Here is a 17,258-nt window from a genome sequence, read left to right as displayed (position 1 = left end):
CGTGCGCGCGGCGCTGCCGACGGTGGCGGACACCCACGCGTTCGGCCGCCGGCTCGCCGGGGTGCTGCGCGCCGGCGACCTGCTGCTGCTCACCGGCCCGCTGGGGGCCGGCAAGACGGCGCTGACCCAGGGCATCGGCGCGGGCCTCGGCGTGCTGGGCGACATCACCTCGCCGACCTTCGTGATCGCCCGCGTGCACCGGCCCGATCCGGTGCGGGGCCGGGGCGTGGCGCTGGTGCACGCCGACGCGTACCGGCTGGGGGACGCCGCCGACCCGCGCGCCGAGATCGACGACCTCGACCTGGACGCCTCGGTCGACGACTCGGTCACCGTCGTCGAGTGGGGCGAGGGGCTGGTCGAGCAACTGGTCGACGCCCACCTGCGGGTCCGCATCGACCGGCGCGACGACGACACCCGGCTGGTCGAGCTGGCACCGGCCGGCGGCGACTGGGCCGCCCGCCTGGGTGCCCTCGCCTGACGCGGCACGGGAGCATCCGGTCGCCACCGGCCCGAGGCTTCCGCCCCACCGTCGGACCGTCCCGCGCGGGGTGTCGGACCGGGCTGGTAGGAAGGGGGCGACCGACTGCGAAAGGTTGCCGATGCCCCACGACGCCCCCACCCTCGACCTGCTCTCCCTGCTGCCCGAGGAGTGGCGCGCCCTGCTCACCCCGCACCTCGACCCGGCCCGCACGGCCGCGCTGGCCGAGTTCGTCGCCGGGGAATACGCCACCCAGACCGTGTTCCCGCCGGTCGAGGACCTGTTCTCCGCGTACCGGCTGTGCGGGCCGGGCCAGACCCGGGTGCTGATCCTCGGGCAGGACCCGTACCACAAGGCGGGGCAGGCGCACGGGCTGAGCTTCAGCGTCCGCGAGGGGGTGTCCGTCCCGCCGTCGCTGCGCAACGTCTTCAAGGAGTTGACCGAGGACCTGGGGGTGGCGAAGCCGCGCAGCGGCAACCTCGACGGCTGGGCCGCCCAGGGGGTGCTGCTGCTCAACTCGGTGCTGACCGTCCGGCAGGCCACCCCCGGCTCGCACGCCAACAAGGGGTGGGAGGAGTTCACCGACGCGACGATCCGCGCCCTCGACGCCCTCGACCAGCGGGTCGTCTTCCTGCTCTGGGGCGGATACGCCCGCAAGAAGGCGGCCCTGGTCACCAACCCGCAGCACGTGGTGCTGGAGGCCGGCCACCCGAGCCCGATGAACCCGCGCGGGTTCCTCGGCAGCCGTCCGTTCAGCGCGACGAACAAGGCCCTCGCCGACGCGGGCCTGCCGACCATCGACTGGGAGCGATCGGCCGGCTGACCGGAGCCACCACCCGCCCGCCCGGATCGCCCGCCCGCGCCGACCACCCGCCCGAGCCGCACGCCCCGCCCGGGCGGGTTTCGTCGCCCGGTCACACCGCACTTTCGGAGTGACCGGGCGATCACCGTCTCATTTAGACTGTCGGCATCCCGCTATCCCGGCGGCTCCACGGATCGGAGGCGGCACGTGGCGGCTACGGCGACGGTCAACCCGCAGCAGTGGCGCGCGGCCCGGGAGGCGCTGGCGGCGGCCACCGACCGGTTCGCCCGGCTCGTCGAGTCGGTCGACCGGCCGCAGACCATGGTGACCGCGCACTGGTCGGTCGCCGACACCGTCGTCCACCTGGTCTCGGTCGCCTGGTGGTATGCGACGAAGCTCGACCCGCAGCACCCGCCGCTGCCGATCCCCGGCCTCGACGCCCGGCTGCCGACGGTCACCGTGGACACCATCGAGGGCGTCAACGACCTGGTCCTGGCGCACCTGACCGAGCGGGATCCCGCGCCGCTGCTGGCGCAGTTCCGCGCCGACGTGGCGAAGATCCTCTCGATCGCCGCCGACCGTGACCCCGACGAGCTGCTGCCCTGGTTCGGCGACGCCCGCGCACCGCTCGCCGGTCTCTTCGGCCACCTCGTCAACGAGCTGCTGGTGCACGGGTGGGACATCGCCCGCGCCACCGGCCGGCCCTGGGAGATGCCCGGCCGGGAGGCCGTGCTGTTCTTCGAGGTGTTCCTCGTGGGGGTGGTCCGCGCCGGTTACGGGCGGCTGCTCGACAACGACGAGCCGCCCCGGGAACGCCCGATCACCGTCGAGTTCCGGTCGGCGTACTGCGCCGACGTCACCCTCGTCCTGCACCGGGGGCTGGTGTCGATCGCCGCGCCCGGGGCCCGGCCGGACGTGCGGGTGCGGTTCGACCCGGCGGCGCTCAACCTGATGCTGTTCGGCCGGGTGGGCCGCGTCCGCACCGCCCTCACCGGTGGCGTCTCCATCCGGGGCCGCCGCCCCTGGCTGCTGTTCCCCTTCCTGCGGGTCCTGCGCACCCCGAGCTGACCCCGTCACCCGCCCGGTGATCAAGAGGGTCTGCGCCATCGTGGAGATCGACTCTGCCGCTTTCACCGAAGCAGGGGGCGAGGGCGTGGGGGTGCGGGAGGGGCGGCGGGTGGGCGGTTAGGGTTGCGTTCGTGCTCGTACTGGTGGTGGACTCCTCGACCCCTGCGGTGACCGCGGCGCTGGTCGAGGTCACGGCGGACGGGGTGACGCCGCGCGCCCAGCGGCGCACCGTCGACGCCCGCGCGCACGGCGAACTGCTCGCCCCGCAGGTGCACGCCGTCCTCGCCGAGGTCGCCGCCCGCCCCGCCGACCTGACCGCGATCGTCGCCGGCCTCGGCCCCGGCCCGTTCACCGGGCTGCGGGTGGGGCTGGTCACCGCCGCCACCATGGCCCAGGTGCTCGGCGTCGCGGCGTACGGCGTGTGCTCGCTGGACGGGATCGGCCACCCGGCGGCGGCCGGCGGGCCGGTCCTGGCGGCGGCCGACGCCCGCCGCCGGGAGGTCTACTGGGCGGTGTACGACGGCGCGGGCCAGCGGATCGCCGGCCCCGACGTCGACACCCCGGCGGTCGTCGCGCAGCGCGCCCGCGACCTGGGGGTCACCGCCGCGGTCGGCGACGGCGCACACCGGTACGCCGACGTGCTCGGCCTGCCGCTGCGCGCCGAGCCCCGCTACCCGGACCCGACCGCGCTGGCCCTGCTCGCCGCCGAGCGGATCCGGGCCGGCGCGCCCGGCGAGCCGCTCACCCCCCTGTACCTGCGCCGCCCCGACGCCGTGGCCGCCACCGCCCGCAAGCAGGTCCTGCCGTGAGCGGGCGGGCCGCCGGGCGGGCGGGAGCGCCGGCCGTGAGCGGGCGGGAGCGTCGGCGGTGAGCCGGCCGGAGCGGCCCGGCCCGGAGGGGGTCCGGCTGGGCCGGTTCCGCTGGTGGCACGTCGACGACGTGCTCCCGATCGAGGCGGACCTGTTCGGGGCGGAACGGTGGTCACCGGCGATGTTCTGGAACGAGTTGGCCAACGGCCACTTCTACCTGGTCGCCACCCCGGCCGACGGGGACGCCGTGATCGGCTACGCCGGGCTCGCCGTCGCCGCGCCGGACGAGGCGTGGGTGCAGAACATCGCCGTCGCCCGGGACGCCCAGCGGCGCGGGGTGGGCCGGGCGCTGCTGGAGGCGCTGCTCGCCGAGGCGGCCCGCCGGGGCGTACGCAGCACGCTGCTGGAGGTGGCGGCGGACAACGCCCCCGCCCAGCGGCTCTACGCGACGTACGGCTTCGAGCCGATCGGCGTGCGCCGCGGCTACTACCAACCCAGCAACACCGACGCGCTGGTCATGCGGCGCGACCAGGACTGAGGAGCCATGGCCGACGCACCGCTCATCCTCGGCATCGAGACCTCCTGCGACGAGACCGGCATCGGCATCGTGCGCGGGCACACCCTGCTCGCGGACGCGCTGGCCTCCAGCGTCGCCGAGCACGCCCGGTTCGGCGGGGTGGTGCCCGAGGTGGCCAGCCGCGCCCACCTGGAGGCTATCGTGCCCACCATGGACCGGGCGCTCGCCGAGGCGGGGGTGACCATGGCCGACGTCGACGCCATCGCGGTGACGTCCGGCCCGGGGCTGGCCGGCGCGCTGCTGGTCGGCGTGGCCGCCGCGAAGGGCTACGCGCTGGCCGCCGAGAAGCCGGTGTACGGGGTGAACCACCTCGCCGCGCACGTCGCCGTGGACACTCTGGAGCACGGTCCGCTGCCCGAGCCGGCGATCGCCCTGCTGGTCTCCGGCGGGCATTCGTCCCTGCTGCTCGTCGACGACCTGGCCCGGGGGGTGACCCCGCTCGGCGCGACCATCGACGACGCCGCCGGTGAGGCGTTCGACAAGGTGGCCCGGCTGCTCGGCCTGCCGTTCCCCGGCGGCCCGTACGTCGACCGGGAGGCCGCCGCCGGCGACCCGGCCGCGATCGGCTTCCCGCGCGGCCTCACCGCCGCCAAGGATCTCGCCGCCCACCGCTACGACTTCTCCTTCTCCGGCCTGAAGACGGCCGTGGCCCGCTGGGTGGAGGCCCGCCAGCGGGCCGGCGAGCCGGTGCCGGTGGCCGACGTGGCCGCGTCGTTCCAGGAGGCGGTCTGCGACGTGCTCACCGCCAAGGCGCTGGCCGCGTGCCAGGCGCACGGGGTGGACACGCTGGTGATCGGCGGGGGCGTGGCGGCGAACTCGCGGCTGCGGGTGCTGGCCGAGCACCGGGCGGCGAAGCTCGGCATCCGGGTGCGGGTGCCCCGGCCGAAACTGTGCACCGACAACGGGGCGATGGTGGCCGCGCTGGGCTCGCACCTGGTCGCGGCGGGCGTCGCGCCCAGCCGGCTCGACCTGCCTGCCGACTCGGCCCTGCCGCTGACCACGGTCAGCGTGTGACTGCCCGGCCGACCGGGAGCACAGCCAAACGCCCGGCCCGACCAGGGAGCGCCGCCGGAGGCCCGACACGAGCGAGGGGAGTGCCGACGTGATCGTACGGATGTGGGAGGCGCGGGCGGAGCCCTACGGCTTCGCCGACCTGATCACCTGGGTCTGCGACACGGCGCTGCCGGAGGTCGAGCACGACCCGCTGCACGTGTCCAGCGAGGTGTTCAGCTCCACCGATCACCGGGTGGTGGTGATCTCGAAGTGGCGCAGCAGCCCCCGGCCGCTGCCCGACCCGCCCGCGACGCTGCTGGCCCGGCCCCCGCACGCGTGGGACTTCACCGAGGTCGACCGCTGACGGGGTAAGGAGGGGCCCCTGTTAACGCATTCTGTCGTAAAGGGGTCCCCTCCTAACCGCGCGCAGCCCCGTCAGCTGCGGCGCAGGATGCGGTACGTGGCGATGCCGCCGGTGCCGAGCGCGGCGATGAAGACCAGCCACACCACCGTCGTGCTGACGCCGAGCCGGCCGCCGCTGCCGACGTTCGCGGCGGCCGCCGCGACCAGCGAGTCGCTCTGCGCCGGGGGGAGGGCGGCGGGCGGGAGCTGCTCCCAGCGGACCAGGCCGGTGCTCTCCAGCATCGCCATGTGGTCGGAGACGAAGTCGTTGGCCTCGTCGGCGAGCTTGCGGACGGTCGCGTCCCTGGTGCTGGCGCGCACCGCGCCGATGACGGGGAAGATCTTGCCGTGCGCCACCCGGAGCCGGGTCACGAAGATCTGGTCGAACCGCCCGCCGCTGGACTCCTGCATCTCCTTGAGCCACCCCTTCTGCTCGGCGGTGGCGTCCGAGGGCAGGGTCGCGCCGAGCTTGTTGGCGGCGTCCACGACGAGCTGGTCCAGCACCCCGTGCTGCCGGGAGATCTCCGCGCCGATCTCGCGTACCCGGGCCGACTGGCCCTTCTCGGCGGCCATCTCACCGGCCGGCATCTCCCACAGGCCGGCCAGCCGTACGCCGGCGAGCAGCGTCATGTCGGCGGCGTTGAGCTGGGCGTTGGCGGGTGCGGCGACGGCCACGCCAGGGAGCACCCCGAGCGCGGCGACGAAGGTGACCACCAGCGCCGCCATCCGGTGGGTCCGGTGCCCTGGCCGGCGACGTGCGGATCTGAGCGGTGCCATGGGTGCGGTGCCTCCTCGGTCCGGGCCGAACGCGTCCGTCCGGGCGGCCGGGTCCCCCGGGCCGCCCCTCCGGTCACTGGTACGGATCGTCGCGGCGATCAGTTCATCCGGATCCCGGAAGAGCGTCTCGTGAAATTCGGCGGCGTGAATCGGGCGGCGTGGATCCGCCGACGGGCGCGCGGCGGCGGGTCGGCGGGAGCGGCGGGGAGGACGTGGCGGGCGCGGGTCGACCGGGGCGGCGCGGGTCAGCGGGTGACGGCCATCAGCAGGTCGAGCAGGAACAGCGTGGCGACGGCGACCGCGAAGACGACCAGCAGGTCGCGCCGGCCGTGCGCGGGCGAGGCGGGGAGGACCGGGTCAGCCGGCAGGTCCCGGGTCACCGCGGCCAGGTCGCCGAGGGTGCGGGCGGCCCAGGCGTCGGCGGCCCGCTCGGAGAACTCGTCCAGGGTGAGCCGGCCCGCCGAGGCGTGCCGTTGCAGGTCGGCGACCACCCGGTGCCGGTCGTCGTCGGAGGCGCGCAGCTCGACGTCCACGCCGGACAGCGTACGCAGCCGCGCCCGGTCGCGGCACGCCCGCGCGACGGGCGGTCAGGCCGCGTCGAGGGGGTCGGCGAGGAGCCGCTCGAACGCCAGCTCCGCCGCGCCGATCAGCGCCGCGTCGTCGCCGAGCTTCGGGGTACGCAGCCGCACGTGCTCCAGGCAGGCCGGCAGCCCGATCGAGTTGAGCCGGCTGCGCACCTGGGCCGCCGCGGCGAGGTAGAGGTCCCGCATCGCGCCGCCGAAGATGACCATCTCGGGGTTGAAGATGTTGACCAGGTTGGCCACGCCGAAGCCGAGCCAGTCGCCGGCCTGCCGTACCGCCGTCTGGGCCCGCGCGTCGCCCCGGTCGGCGGCCTCGAAGACGGCCAGCACCGCGTCGGGCCCCCGGGCGTCGGAGCGGCCGGCGGCCCGCAGCAGCCCGTGCTCGCCGATCTCGGTCTCCCAGCAGCCCCGCGAGCCGCACTCGCAGGGCTGGCCGTCGCGCACCACCACCATGTGCCCGACCTCGCCGCTGTACCCGCCGTGCCCGGTCAGCCGCCGGCCGCCGGCGATGATGCCGGCGCCGACGCCGACGTCCCCGTACAGGTAGATGACGTTGTCGCAGCCGGCGGCGACGCCCCGGGCGTGCTCGGCGAACGCCGCCACGTCGGCCACGTTGCCGACGGTGATCGGCACGTCGATGCCCAGCTCGGCGGCGAGGGCCGCGCCGATCGGCTCGTCCACCCAGCCGGTGGTCGGGCTGAGCCGGACCAGGCCGTCGTCGCGGCGGACCATGCCGCAGACCGCCACCCCGGCCCCGACGCAGACCGCGTCGGCGGCGACGGACTGGTGCATCTCCTTGACCGCGCCGGCCAGCAGCGGGGCGGCCTCCCCGGCCACCAGGTTGCGGGGCCGGTCGACCTCCCGGCGGTCGAGCACCGCGCCGCCCAGGCCGATCCGTGCGGCCCGCAGCCGGTCCACCTCCACGCTGTACGCGTACGCGTAGACGCGTTCCGACTCGGGCCGGACGACCAGCGACGGTCGTCCGGCCCGGCCGGTCTCCTTCGGCGCCCCCTCGCTGACCAGCCCGGCGCCGGCCAGGTCGGCGGTGAGCGCGCCGATGGTGCTGCGGTTGAGCCCGAGCGTGGTGGTCAGCTCGGCGCGGGTCGTCGCGCCGTGGACGTGCACGTAGCGCAGCAGGGCACCGAGGTTCTGCCGACGGATCTCGTCCTGACTCGGTCCCACGCGCATCGCTACCGGTGCTTCCGTGCGGGTGTCAACGGTTGCCGGTGGCCGCCGACCGGCGGCGGGACAGCGCGTCCACGCTCGCGGCGAGCAGCAGTACCACGCCCGTGACCACGTACTTGACCCCCGAGCTGTAGCCCATCAGACCCATGCCGTTGTCGATCACGGCGACCACCGCGCCGCCGAGCACGGCGTCGAGCACCCGGCCCTTGCCCCCGAAGAGGCTGGTGCCGCCGATCACCGCCGCGCCCACGGCGTAGAGCAGCACATTACTGCCACCCGTGTTGGGGTCCACCGAGTTGGCCCTGCTCGCCGCCACGATGCCGCCGATCGCGGCCATCGAGGAGCAGATGACGAAGACCGAGATGCGGATCCGGTCGACGTTGATGCCGGCGCGGCGGGCCGCCTCCTTGTTGCCGCCGACCGCGTAGACGTGCCGGCCGTAGCTGGTGCGCTGGAGCACGAACGTCCAGACGATCAGCAGCACCGCGATGACCGGCACCACGATCGGCACGCCCTTGAGCGAGGTGATCAGGACGTTGCGGCTGCGCTCCAGGTTGAGCACGTACACGGCGACGCCGAGGATGACCGCCAGCACGCCGACCCGGGCGGCCACGACGGCCAGCGGGTCGGTGACGAGCCCCCGGGCGGAGCGGTTGCGGTGCCGCATGAGCTGCACCGCCGCGTAGCCGGCGACGGCGACGGCGGCCAGCACCCAGCCGATCGCGGGCGGCAGGTTGCGGTTGGCGATCGCCACCAGCGTGTCGTCGCGTACCGAGATGTTGGCGCCCTCCTTCATCAGCATCAGCACGATGCCCTGGAAGGCGAGGAAGCCGGCGAGGGTGACCACGAACGACGGGATGCCGACCTTCGCGACCAGGAAGCCCAGCGTGGTGCCGATGACCAGGCCGGTCACGAGCGCCGCGAGCACCGCCACCCACCAGGGGTAGCCGAGCACGGTGACGACGTTGGCGAGGACGGCCGCGCAGACGCCGCTGGCGAAGCCGGCGGAGAGGTCGATCTCGCCGAGCAGCAGGACGAAGACCAGCCCCATCGCGATCAGCGTGACCGCCGCGCCCTGGGTGAACAGGTTGGCGAAGTTGCCGGCGGACAGGAACGACGGGCGCATGATCGCGAAGACCGTGCAGAGCACGATCAGGCCGAGCACGGCGGGCAGGGCGCCGATGTCGCCGCCGCGTACCCGGCTGACGTAGTTGCTCAGGTGGCCGCCGACGGTGACGGGCGGGGTGACCGCCGCCGGCCCTTCCTTCTTCACGGCGGTGGTGGTCATCGGAGGGCTCCCGGGGTCGTGCCGACGGCCGCGCCGCCGGTGCCGTTGCCACCCGCCGGGTCGGCGGCGAGCCCGAGTGCGCCGGAGCGGCCGGCGGTGATCAGCTCGACGATCTGCGAGTGGGTGATGTCGGTGGTCTTCACCTGGGCCACCATCTGGCCGAGGTAGAGCGCGGCGATCCGGTCGGAGACCGCGAAGACGTCGTTCATGTTGTGCGAGATGAGCACGACGGCGAGGCCGCTGTCGGCGAGCCGGCGGACCAGCTCCAGCACCTGGGCGGTCTGCGCGACGCCCAGCGCGGCGGTCGGCTCGTCGAGGATGACCAGCCGGCTGTTCCACAGCACCGCCTTGGCGATGGCGACGGTCTGCCGCTGGCCGCCGGAGAGGCTGGAGACGTGCTGGCGCAGCGACTTCACCGTCCGGACGCTCAGCCCGGCGAGGGTCTCGGCGGCCATCTGCTCCATGGTCGGCTCGTCGAGGACGATGCCGGTGCGCTTCTCCCGGCCGAGGAACATGTTCTGCACGATGTCGAGGTTGTCGCAGAGGGCGAGGTCCTGGTAGACGACCTCGATGCCCAGGGCGGCGGCGTCGCGGGGGCTGCTGATGCCGACCGGGCGGCCCTCGAAGAGGAACTCGCCGGAGTCGACGGGGTGGATGCCGCTGATGCACTTCACCAGGGTCGACTTGCCGGCGCCGTTGTCGCCGACCAGCGCGGTGACCTCGCCGGGGTGGACGGTGAGGGCGACGTCGCGCAGCACCTGGACGGGACCGAAGCTCTTGTCGATCCCTCGTAGTTCCAGCAGGGGGGTTGCGGACACAAGGGTCTCCTAATGCACGGAGGGGAGATCGCGGAGCCCGTCCGGCGCGGGCCGCCGCCCGGCACGGGGTCACCGTGCCGGGCGGCGTCGCCTGGCGGGTACGACGGTCGCGTACGGGTCAGCTGATGCCGGCTTCGGTGCAGAACTTGGCGTAGGCGGCGGTGCAGAGCTCTTCCTTGGTGACGAAGCCGTCGGCGACGACGTCCTTGACGTTGTCCTTGTAGATGGCCTTCGGCTCCAGCAGGACGGCCGGGACGTCCCGGTTGCCCTCGACGTCCTTGACGGTCTGCCCGGTGTCCTTCCGCTCGCCCTTGGCGACCGCGATGGCCAGCTCGGCGGCGGCGTCCGCCTCCTTCTTGACGGCCTTGTAGACGGTCATGCACTGGTCGCCGGCGAGGATGTTCTGGAGGCCCTGCACGGTGGCGTCCTGCCCGGTCACCGGGACCTTGCCGTTGAGCTTGTTCTTCTTCAGCACGGAGATGGCGGCGTTGCCGAGGCCGTCGTTCGCGGCCAGTACGCCGTCGATCTTGCCGCTGGCCTTGGTGTACTGCTGCTCGAAGATCGTGGCGGCCTGCGTGCTGTCCCAGTCCGGCACCGAGTCGTCGGCGACCTTGGTGTACTCCTTCGAGTCGAACTTCGGCTTGAGCACCGAGTCGTACCCGTTCTTGAACAGGGTCGCGTTGTTGTCGGTCGGCGAGCCGTTGAGGTAGGCGATCGCCGGGTTCTTGACGCCCTTGTCGGTCAGGCACTTGGCCAGACCCTCGCCCTGGAGCTTGCCGACGGCCTCGTTGTCGAAGCTGACGTAGTACTGCGCGGAGCCGCCCAGCGTGAGCCGGTCGTAGTCGATCGTGGCGACGCCCTGCGACTTGGCCTTGTCGAGCACGGCCTTGCCGGTGCCCGAGTCCAGGTTGACGATCATCAGGGTGGTCACCCCGTTGGTGATCATCTGGTCCGCGATGGTCTGGAACGCGGTCTTGTCGCCCTGCGCGTTCTGGATGTCGTACTCGACGTTGGCGGCCTTGAACGCGGCCTCCAGGAACTTGCGGTCGGCGCCCTCCCAGCGGGCGGAGGACTTGCTGTCCGGCAGGATCACGCCGATCTTCGGCTTCTTGGCGGAGGAGCCGGCCTGGTCGCCGTTGTCGGAGTTCTCGCCGCAGGCGGCCATGCTGCCGGCGGCCAGCAGGCCCACGGCGGCGAAGGTGAGGAAGCCCTTGCGCATCTGCACGGGTCCTTTCGGGGTGGGGGAGCGGGAGTGGTGCGGTGTTTTGTTGTGTCCGGCAACGTATTGCGCACCGCGCCGCCGCCACAAGACCACCGAGGTCAGAAGTTTGTTGGCGGCGGTAACAATTCAGCAACGTGAACGACACTCCGCCCTAACCGCCCCGAAAGCGGGCAGACCGAGGAGCCGCGCGCGGGCGCGGCGATCGCAGGGTGCCCGGGTCAGCCGGCGGCGATGGGTGCGGCGGTGGCGTCGGTGAGGGCGACCAGGTCGGCCGGGGCGAGCTGGAGCTGGAGGCCGCGCCGGCCCGCCGAGACGTACACGGTGTCGTGGTCCAGCGCGGAGGCGTCCAGCACCGTGGGCAGCCGCTTGCGCTGGCCGAGCGGGCTGATCCCGCCGCGCACGTATCCCGTGGCCCGCTCCGCGACCGCCCGGTCGGCCATCGTCGCCCGCTTGCCGCCGAGCGCGGCGGCGAGCGCCTTGAGGTCCAGCTCGCCGGTCACCGGCACCACCGCCACCGCGAGCGCGCCGTCGACCTCGGCGACGAGGGACTTGAACACCCGGTCCGGCGGCACGCCCAGGGCCGCCGCGACGAGCGCGCCGTAGTTCGGCGCGTCCGGCGACACGTCGTACGGGTGGGTGCTGTGCCGGATCTTCCGCTTCGTCAGCAGCGCCGTCGCCGGAGTCCCCCGTCCCGCCATGCCGACAAGCTAGCCGGCCGCCGCCCCGTGATCCAGCGGATCCGGCACCGGGCGGCAGACCAGCACGGTGGGGGCGCCGGCCACCCGGGTCAGCACCAGGCTCGCCGCCTGCGGGCCGGCCAGCCGCAGGTCGCGCCGCAGCCGCTCCGGCTCCAGCGCCGAGCCGCGCTTGAGGATCTCGACCCGGCCCACCCCGCGCCCGCGCAGCAGGGCGCGCAGCCGCTTCAGCGAGAACGGCAGCACGTCGGTGACCTCCAGGCAGCGGGCGAAGGGCGTCGCGCCGGGCGCGTCGGCGTACAGGTAGGCGATGCTCGGGTCGGCGAGCGTGGCGTCCAGCTCGCCGGCCAGCTCCGCCACGAGGTGCGCGCGGACGACGGCCGGGTCGGGGTCGTGGACGTAGCGCCGGACCGGGCCGACGGCGGCCTCTTCCGTGCCGGAGCCGGTGAGCTGGTGATGGCAGGCGGGTTGGGGGTGACTGCAGGGGGCCCTTCCTATACAGAAAGCGTTAACAGGGGGCCCCTCCTTCAGCACGGTGGCGCGGCGGGGGACCTCGGCGAGGCGGCCGCACCACAGGGCGGCCTCGACCAGGTCGCCGCCGACGCTCACCCACTCCGCCTCCGCGCCCGCCGGGATCAGCGCGTGGTCGAGCCCCGGGGCCACCTTCACCACCGTGTGCGGCACCCGCTCGGCCAGCGCGGTGACGAAGTCCCACGGCGGCGAGTAGGCGTTCGGGTCGAAGATCCGCCGGCCGGTGCCGGCCCTGCGCCGCGCCGGGTCGCAGAACGCCGCGTCGACGGCGGACACGTCGAACGCCGTGGCGTCGCCGCACTCCACCGTGAAGCGGTCGGCCAGCCCGGCGGCCTCGGCGTTCGCGGCGGCCATCGCGGCGGTGACCGGGTCGGCCTCCACCCCGTACACCCGGATGCCGGCGCGGGCGGCGGCGAGCGCGTCGGCACCGAGGCCGCAGCCCAGGTCGGCCAGGGTGCGCACCCCGGCGGCGCGCAGCCGGTCGGCCCGCCGGGCCGCGACGACCCCCCGGGTCGCCTGCTCCAGGCCGGCGCGGGTGAGGAACATGCCGGCCGCCGCCGGCCCGAACTTGCCGACCGCCCGGCGGCGCAGCTCGGCCTGGGTGAGCGCGGCGGCGGCCAGCCCGGCGGGCACCCCGGCCGAGCGGAGCGCGGCCGCCGCGGCCAGCGGGTCGCCGCCGGCCACCTCGGTCGCCGCGGCGAGCGCGGCCGACCCCTCGGGGGTACGCAGGGCGGCGAGCTGATCGAGATCCACGCGCCCATTGTCGGGCCCGGGCGGCGGCCGGCCGGCGGCGGTGGCGGCGGTGCCGGAGGTTGGCGGGGTCCGGGGCCCGTGCCGGCGGCGTGTCGAGGTGACGGGTGGCGGAACTGTGGCGACACGACGGGCGACGCGTTGGCACTCTCCTTGACGGAGTGCTAGCCACGGCCTAACCTGCGATTAGCACTCTCCCATCGAGGGTGCCAGCTTCCGGGCCCCGCGCCCGGGGGTGACGCCAGGCGGACCGGCACCCGCGACGACGGCCCCGCCCGGTGGCATGTGGCAGATTGACGCTGGTCGGCCCCGCCGTCCGGCAACGAAACCAGTACCCCAGGAGGGTATGCCCGTGACTACCGCGACCAAGGTTGCGATCAAGCCGCTCGAGGACCGCATCGTGGTCCAGGCGAACGAGGCTGAGACCACCACGGCGTCGGGCATCGTGATCCCCGACACCGCCAAGGAGAAGCCGCAGGAGGGCACCGTCCTCGCTGTCGGCCCGGGCCGGATCGACGACAAGGGCAACCGCGTGCCGATCGACGTCAAGGTCGGCGACACCGTCCTCTACTCGAAGTACGGCGGCACCGAGGTCAAGTACGCCGGCGAGGAGTACCTGGTGCTCTCCGCCCGCGACGTCCTCGCGGTCATCGAGAAGTAAGCAACCGATCCGCGTCACTGCCCCGGTCCGGCTCGCCGGGCCGGGGCAGTGACGCTTCGAAGGGATACAGATGGCGAAGATCCTGAGCTTCTCGGACGACGCCCGGCACCTGCTGGAGCACGGTGTCAACGCCCTCGCGGACGCGGTCAAGGTCACTCTCGGCCCGCGCGGGCGCAACGTCGTCCTGGACAAGAAATTCGGTGCGCCCACGATCACCAACGACGGCGTGACCATCGCCAAGGAGATCGAGCTCACCAACCCGTACGAGAACCTCGGCGCGCAGCTGGTCAAGGAGGTGGCGACCAAGACCAACGACGTCGCCGGCGACGGGACCACCACCGCGACCGTGCTGGCCCAGGCGATGGTCCGCGAGGGCCTGCGCAACGTGGCCGCCGGCGCCAACCCGGCCGGCCTCAAGCGGGGCGTCGACGCGGCGGCGACGAAGGTCTCCGAGGCGCTGCTCGACCGGGCCGTCGAGGTCGCCGGCAAGGAGTCGATCGCGCACGTGGCGACGATCTCCGCGCAGGACGCCACCATCGGCGACCTGATCGCCGAGGCGATGGAGCGGGTCGGTCGCGACGGCGTCATCACCGTCGAGGAGGGCTCGGCGCTCACCACCGAGCTCAACGTGACCGAGGGCCTCCAGTTCGACAAGGGCTTCATCTCCCCCAACTTCGTCACCGACGCGGAGGGCCAGGAGGCGGTCCTGGAGGACCCGTACATCCTGATCACCACGCAGAAGATCTCGGCGATCGAGGAGCTGCTGCCGCTGCTGGAGAAGGTCCTCCAGAACAACAAGCCGCTGCTGATCGTCGCCGAGGACGTCGAGGGCCAGGCCCTGTCCACCCTCATGGTCAACGCGATCCGCAAGACCATCAAGGTCTGCGCGGTCAAGGCCCCGGGCTTCGGCGACCGCCGCAAGGCGATGCTCCAGGACATGGCGATCCTCACCGGCTCCGAGCTGGTCGCCCCGGAGCTGGGCTACAAGCTCGACCAGGTCGGCCTGGAGGTGCTCGGCACCGCCCGGCGCGTCGTGGTCGACAAGGAGACCACGACGATCGTCGACGGCGGCGGCAAGGCCAACGAGGTCGCCGACCGGGTCGCCCAGATCCGCAAGGAGATCGAGGCCTCGGACTCCGACTGGGACCGGGAGAAGCTGGCCGAGCGGCTGGCGAAGCTCTCCGGCGGCGTCGCGGTCATCAAGGTGGGCGCGGCGACCGAGGTCGAGATGAAGGAGCGCAAGCACCGCATCGAGGACGCCATCGCCGCGACGAAGGCCGCCGTCGAGGAGGGCACGGTCCCGGGCGGCGGCGCCGCCCTGGCGCAGATCCTGTCGGTGCTCGACGACGACCTCGGCTTCACCGGTGACGAGAAGACCGGCGTCTCGATCGTGCGCAAGTCGCTCGTCGAGCCGCTGCGCTGGATCGCCCAGAACGCCGGCCACGACGGCTACGTGGTGGTGCAGAAGGTCGCCGGCAGCCAGTGGGGCCACGGCCTCGACGCCGCCGTCGGTGACTACGTCGACCTGGTCAAGTCCGGCATCATCGACCCGGTGAAGGTGACCCGCAACGCCGTCACCAACGCCGCCTCGATCGCCGGCCTGCTGCTCACCACCGAGAGCCTGGTGGTGGAGAAGCCGGAGAAGGCCGAGCCGGCCGCCGCCGGTGGCCACGGCCACTCGCACGGCCACGGCCACCAGCACGGCCCCGGTTTCTGACCGACCCGGGTCCGACCCAGCCGCACCACGGTCAAGGCACGCCGGCTCCCCACGGCGTGCCTTGACGCTTGTCCGCCCCGTGTCCCGGCCCGCCCGTCCCGGGTCCGGAGCACGGGGCGGTTGCTTACGGAACGCTGACGTGCCTGTCGCGTTCCCGGCCGATCGGAAACACTGGGCGGATGGGCACCATCTCGCGCGGGTACGCCGCGCTGGCCGGGATCACCGCCGCCGCCGTGGCGATCGGCGCCGCCGAACCGGTGGCGGTGCTGACCGGCCCCCGGTCGGCCCCGCTGGTCGCGGTCGGCGGGCTGGTCGTCGACACCGTCCCCGAACCGGTCAAGCAGTTCGGCATCGCGGTCTTCGGCACGTACGACAAGATCGCCCTGCTGGTCGGGACGGCGCTGCTGCTGGCCGGCTTCGCGGCGCTGCTCGGCGTCCTCGCCGCGCGCCGGCTGTGGTTCGGCCTGGCGGGCATCGGGGCGTTCGCGGCCCTCGGGGTGGCCGCCGCGCTGACCCGGGCCGGCGCGGACGCCACGGACGCGCTGCCGGCGCTGGCCGGGGCGGCCCTCGGCGCGCTGACGCTCTGGCTCCTGCTGGCCGGCCCCCTGCACCCCGACCCCTGGCCGTGGACCCCGCCCACCGCCGCCGCCGGCAAGGAAGGGCCCCTTGTTAACACCCCCTTGTTAACAAGGGGCCCTTCCTTGCACCCCGAGTGCCCCGAGCGCCCCGAGCATCCCGGGCGCGCGGAGGGGCGGCGGCGGTTCCTGACCGGCGTCGGCGCGCTGGCCGGCGCGGCCGTCGTGAGCGGGCTGGGCGGGCACTGGCTGGCCGGGCGGCGCGGGGTGGCGGAGGCCCGGCAGGCGGTCGCCCTGCCCGCGCCGGCCTCGCCCGCGCCGCCGGTGCCCGCCGGTGCGGATCTCTCCCTCACCCAGCTCGCCCCCTACGTCAGTTCGACGTCCGGGTTCTACCGCATCGACACCGCGCTGGTGGTGCCCCAGGTCGACCCGGACACCTGGCGGTTGCGCATCCACGGCCGGGTGCGCAACCCGATCGAGCTGACCTTCGCCGACCTGCTGGCCCGCCCCATGGTCGAGCGGTACGTCACCCTGGCCTGCGTGTCGAACGAGGTCGGCGGGGACCTGATCGGCAACGCCCGCTGGCTGGGCGTGCCGATCCGGGAGCTGCTCGACGAGGCGCAGCCGGAGGAGGGCGCGGACCAGGTCGTCGGGCGCTCGGTCGACGGTTGGACCTGCGGCACCCCGACGGCGGCGCTGCGCGACGGCCGCGACGCCCTGCTCGCGGTGGGGATGAACGGCGAGCCGCTGCCGGTGGAGCACGGCTTCCCCGTCCGCATGGTGGTGCCCGGCCTCTACGGCTACGTCTCCGCCTGCAAGTGGGTGACCGAGCTGGAGCTGACCAGCTTCGCCGACTTCGACGCGTACTGGGTGCCCCGGGGCTGGTCGGCACAGGGGCCGATCAAGACGCAGTCACGGATCGACACGCCCCGCCCGCGCAACCGGCTCACCGCCGGCCCGGTCATGGTCGCCGGGGTGGCCTGGGCGCAGCACCGGGGCATCCGCCGGGTCGAGGTACGCGTCGACGACGGCCCGTGGCGGGAGGCGACGCTCGCCCCGACGGTGTCGGTGGACACCTGGGTGCAGTGGTCCTGGCAGTGGACGGCCACCCTCGGCGAGCACACCCTCCAGGTGCGGGCCACCGACGCCGACGGCGAGACGCAGACCGAGCGGCGGCAGCGGGTCGACCCGGACGGCGCGACGGGCTGGCACACCGTCCGGGTCACCGTGCGCTGACCGCCGGGCGGAGCCGCGCCGGTAGGCGGGTCACCCGGCCGTGGGCGTGGCGGGTGGCGCGCCGGTGGCCCGGTCACCCGACGGTGGGCGTGG

The 17,258-nt window shown here is 74.0% G+C and carries 18 protein-coding genes; 10 read left to right on the top strand and 8 right to left on the bottom strand.

What is annotated here, in order from left to right:
- Position 1: 1 nt before the first annotated feature.
- The 7 genes from tsaE (at position 2) to O7633_RS14505 (ending at position 5,091) form a co-directional block, all read left to right on the top strand.
- Positions 2–478: a tRNA (adenosine(37)-N6)-threonylcarbamoyltransferase complex ATPase subunit type 1 TsaE gene (tsaE, locus tag O7633_RS14535; RefSeq protein WP_074472844.1), complete on the top strand. Its 477-nt coding sequence runs from the start codon at positions 2–4 to the stop codon at positions 476–478.
- 121 nt (positions 479–599) lie between these two features.
- The gene (locus O7633_RS14530) at positions 600–1,301 is read left to right on the top strand and encodes a uracil-DNA glycosylase (protein WP_043965627.1); all 702 of its coding nucleotides are present in this window, start codon (positions 600–602) and stop codon (positions 1,299–1,301) included.
- Positions 1,302–1,487: 186 nt separating this feature from the next.
- Complete coding sequence (locus tag O7633_RS14525; protein WP_083302421.1) at positions 1,488–2,348, top strand: maleylpyruvate isomerase family mycothiol-dependent enzyme; 861 nt, start codon at positions 1,488–1,490, stop codon at positions 2,346–2,348.
- Between the two features lie 131 nt (positions 2,349–2,479).
- On the top strand, positions 2,480–3,157 hold the full coding sequence (gene tsaB, locus O7633_RS14520; RefSeq protein WP_282328187.1) for a tRNA (adenosine(37)-N6)-threonylcarbamoyltransferase complex dimerization subunit type 1 TsaB: 678 nt from the start codon (positions 2,480–2,482) through the stop codon (positions 3,155–3,157).
- 58 nt (positions 3,158–3,215) lie between these two features.
- Positions 3,216–3,695, top strand: coding sequence for a ribosomal protein S18-alanine N-acetyltransferase (gene rimI, locus O7633_RS14515; protein WP_282328186.1), 480 nt, complete (start codon positions 3,216–3,218; stop codon positions 3,693–3,695).
- A 6-nt stretch (positions 3,696–3,701) separates the two neighbouring features.
- The gene (tsaD, locus tag O7633_RS14510) at positions 3,702–4,748 is read left to right on the top strand and encodes a tRNA (adenosine(37)-N6)-threonylcarbamoyltransferase complex transferase subunit TsaD (RefSeq protein ID WP_282328185.1); all 1,047 of its coding nucleotides are present in this window, start codon (positions 3,702–3,704) and stop codon (positions 4,746–4,748) included.
- An 88-nt stretch (positions 4,749–4,836) separates the two neighbouring features.
- Positions 4,837–5,091 (top strand): hypothetical protein, encoded by a 255-nt coding sequence (locus tag O7633_RS14505; protein WP_043965635.1) that lies wholly within the window; start codon positions 4,837–4,839, stop codon positions 5,089–5,091.
- A gap of 71 nt (positions 5,092–5,162) precedes the next feature.
- On the opposite strand, the gene O7633_RS14500 is transcribed toward O7633_RS14505, so the two are convergent.
- From O7633_RS14500 to O7633_RS14465, 8 genes are all read right to left on the bottom strand, one after another.
- On the bottom strand, positions 5,163–5,906 hold the full coding sequence (locus O7633_RS14500) for a DUF4142 domain-containing protein (RefSeq protein ID WP_074472565.1): 744 nt from the start codon (positions 5,904–5,906) through the stop codon (positions 5,163–5,165).
- A 245-nt stretch (positions 5,907–6,151) separates the two neighbouring features.
- Positions 6,152–6,439, bottom strand: a complete 288-nt coding sequence (locus O7633_RS14495; RefSeq protein ID WP_282328184.1) for a DUF1707 domain-containing protein — start codon at positions 6,437–6,439, stop codon at positions 6,152–6,154.
- A gap of 54 nt (positions 6,440–6,493) precedes the next feature.
- Positions 6,494–7,675: an ROK family protein gene (locus O7633_RS14490; RefSeq protein WP_074472567.1), complete on the bottom strand. Its 1,182-nt coding sequence runs from the start codon at positions 7,673–7,675 to the stop codon at positions 6,494–6,496.
- A gap of 25 nt (positions 7,676–7,700) precedes the next feature.
- Complete coding sequence (locus tag O7633_RS14485; RefSeq protein WP_282328183.1) at positions 7,701–8,960, bottom strand: ABC transporter permease; 1,260 nt, start codon at positions 8,958–8,960, stop codon at positions 7,701–7,703.
- Positions 8,957–9,778: an ATP-binding cassette domain-containing protein gene (locus O7633_RS14480; RefSeq protein ID WP_178066411.1), complete on the bottom strand. Its 822-nt coding sequence runs from the start codon at positions 9,776–9,778 to the stop codon at positions 8,957–8,959. Before O7633_RS14480 ends, O7633_RS14485 begins: the two co-directional genes overlap by 4 nt.
- Before the next feature lie 118 nt (positions 9,779–9,896).
- A complete protein-coding gene (locus O7633_RS14475) occupies positions 9,897–10,997 on the bottom strand; it encodes a substrate-binding domain-containing protein (RefSeq protein WP_282328564.1) in 1,101 nt (366 codons plus the stop codon).
- 221 nt (positions 10,998–11,218) lie between these two features.
- The gene (gene ybaK / locus O7633_RS14470; protein WP_282328182.1) at positions 11,219–11,698 is read right to left on the bottom strand and encodes a Cys-tRNA(Pro) deacylase; all 480 of its coding nucleotides are present in this window, start codon (positions 11,696–11,698) and stop codon (positions 11,219–11,221) included.
- A gap of 9 nt (positions 11,699–11,707) precedes the next feature.
- Entirely contained in the window at positions 11,708–12,979 is a 1,272-nt protein-coding gene (locus tag O7633_RS14465) for a methyltransferase domain-containing protein (protein WP_282328181.1), read from the bottom strand.
- Between the two features lie 343 nt (positions 12,980–13,322).
- On the opposite strand from O7633_RS14465, the gene groES reads away from it, so the two are divergent.
- The 3 genes from groES to O7633_RS14450 all read left to right on the top strand — a co-directional run bounded on the left by groES (position 13,323) and on the right by O7633_RS14450 (position 17,165).
- Positions 13,323–13,637 carry a co-chaperone GroES gene (gene groES / locus O7633_RS14460; protein WP_018222648.1) on the top strand — a complete coding sequence of 105 codons (315 nt, stop codon included), beginning with the start codon at positions 13,323–13,325 and terminating at the stop codon, positions 13,635–13,637.
- A gap of 70 nt (positions 13,638–13,707) precedes the next feature.
- Positions 13,708–15,354, top strand: coding sequence for a chaperonin GroEL (groL, locus tag O7633_RS14455; protein ID WP_278129369.1), 1,647 nt, complete (start codon positions 13,708–13,710; stop codon positions 15,352–15,354).
- 179 nt (positions 15,355–15,533) lie between these two features.
- Entirely contained in the window at positions 15,534–17,165 is a 1,632-nt protein-coding gene (locus tag O7633_RS14450; RefSeq protein ID WP_282328180.1) for a molybdopterin-dependent oxidoreductase, read from the top strand.
- The last annotated feature ends 93 nt before the right edge of the window (positions 17,166–17,258 follow it).

The organism is Micromonospora sp. WMMD712, from assembly GCF_029581295.1.
Taxonomy (GTDB): domain Bacteria; phylum Actinomycetota; class Actinomycetes; order Mycobacteriales; family Micromonosporaceae; genus Micromonospora; species Micromonospora carbonacea.
The sequence above is the reverse complement of the archived record's forward strand: the minus strand, read 5'-3'. Positions and strand labels throughout refer to the sequence as shown.

Excerpts from the sequence above, each read along its gene's own strand:
- tsaD (WP_282328185.1), top strand. The coding sequence starts at position 3,702 with ATGGCCGACGCACCGCTCATCCTCGGCATCGAGACCTCCTGCGACGAG.
- groES (WP_018222648.1), top strand. The coding sequence starts at position 13,323 with ATGCCCGTGACTACCGCGACCAAGGTTGCGATCAAGCCGCTCGAGGAC.
- O7633_RS14485 (WP_282328183.1), bottom strand. The coding sequence starts at position 8,960 with ATGACCACCACCGCCGTGAAGAAGGAAGGGCCGGCGGCGGTCACCCCG.
- ybaK (WP_282328182.1), bottom strand. The coding sequence starts at position 11,698 with ATGGCGGGACGGGGGACTCCGGCGACGGCGCTGCTGACGAAGCGGAAG.
- O7633_RS14490 (WP_074472567.1), bottom strand. The coding sequence starts at position 7,675 with ATGCGCGTGGGACCGAGTCAGGACGAGATCCGTCGGCAGAACCTCGGT.
- O7633_RS14475 (WP_282328564.1), bottom strand. The coding sequence starts at position 10,997 with ATGCGCAAGGGCTTCCTCACCTTCGCCGCCGTGGGCCTGCTGGCCGCC.
- groL (WP_278129369.1), top strand. The coding sequence starts at position 13,708 with ATGGCGAAGATCCTGAGCTTCTCGGACGACGCCCGGCACCTGCTGGAG.
- O7633_RS14450 (WP_282328180.1), top strand. The coding sequence starts at position 15,534 with ATGGGCACCATCTCGCGCGGGTACGCCGCGCTGGCCGGGATCACCGCC.
- O7633_RS14500 (WP_074472565.1), bottom strand. The coding sequence starts at position 5,906 with ATGGCACCGCTCAGATCCGCACGTCGCCGGCCAGGGCACCGGACCCAC.
- O7633_RS14530 (WP_043965627.1), top strand. The coding sequence starts at position 600 with ATGCCCCACGACGCCCCCACCCTCGACCTGCTCTCCCTGCTGCCCGAG.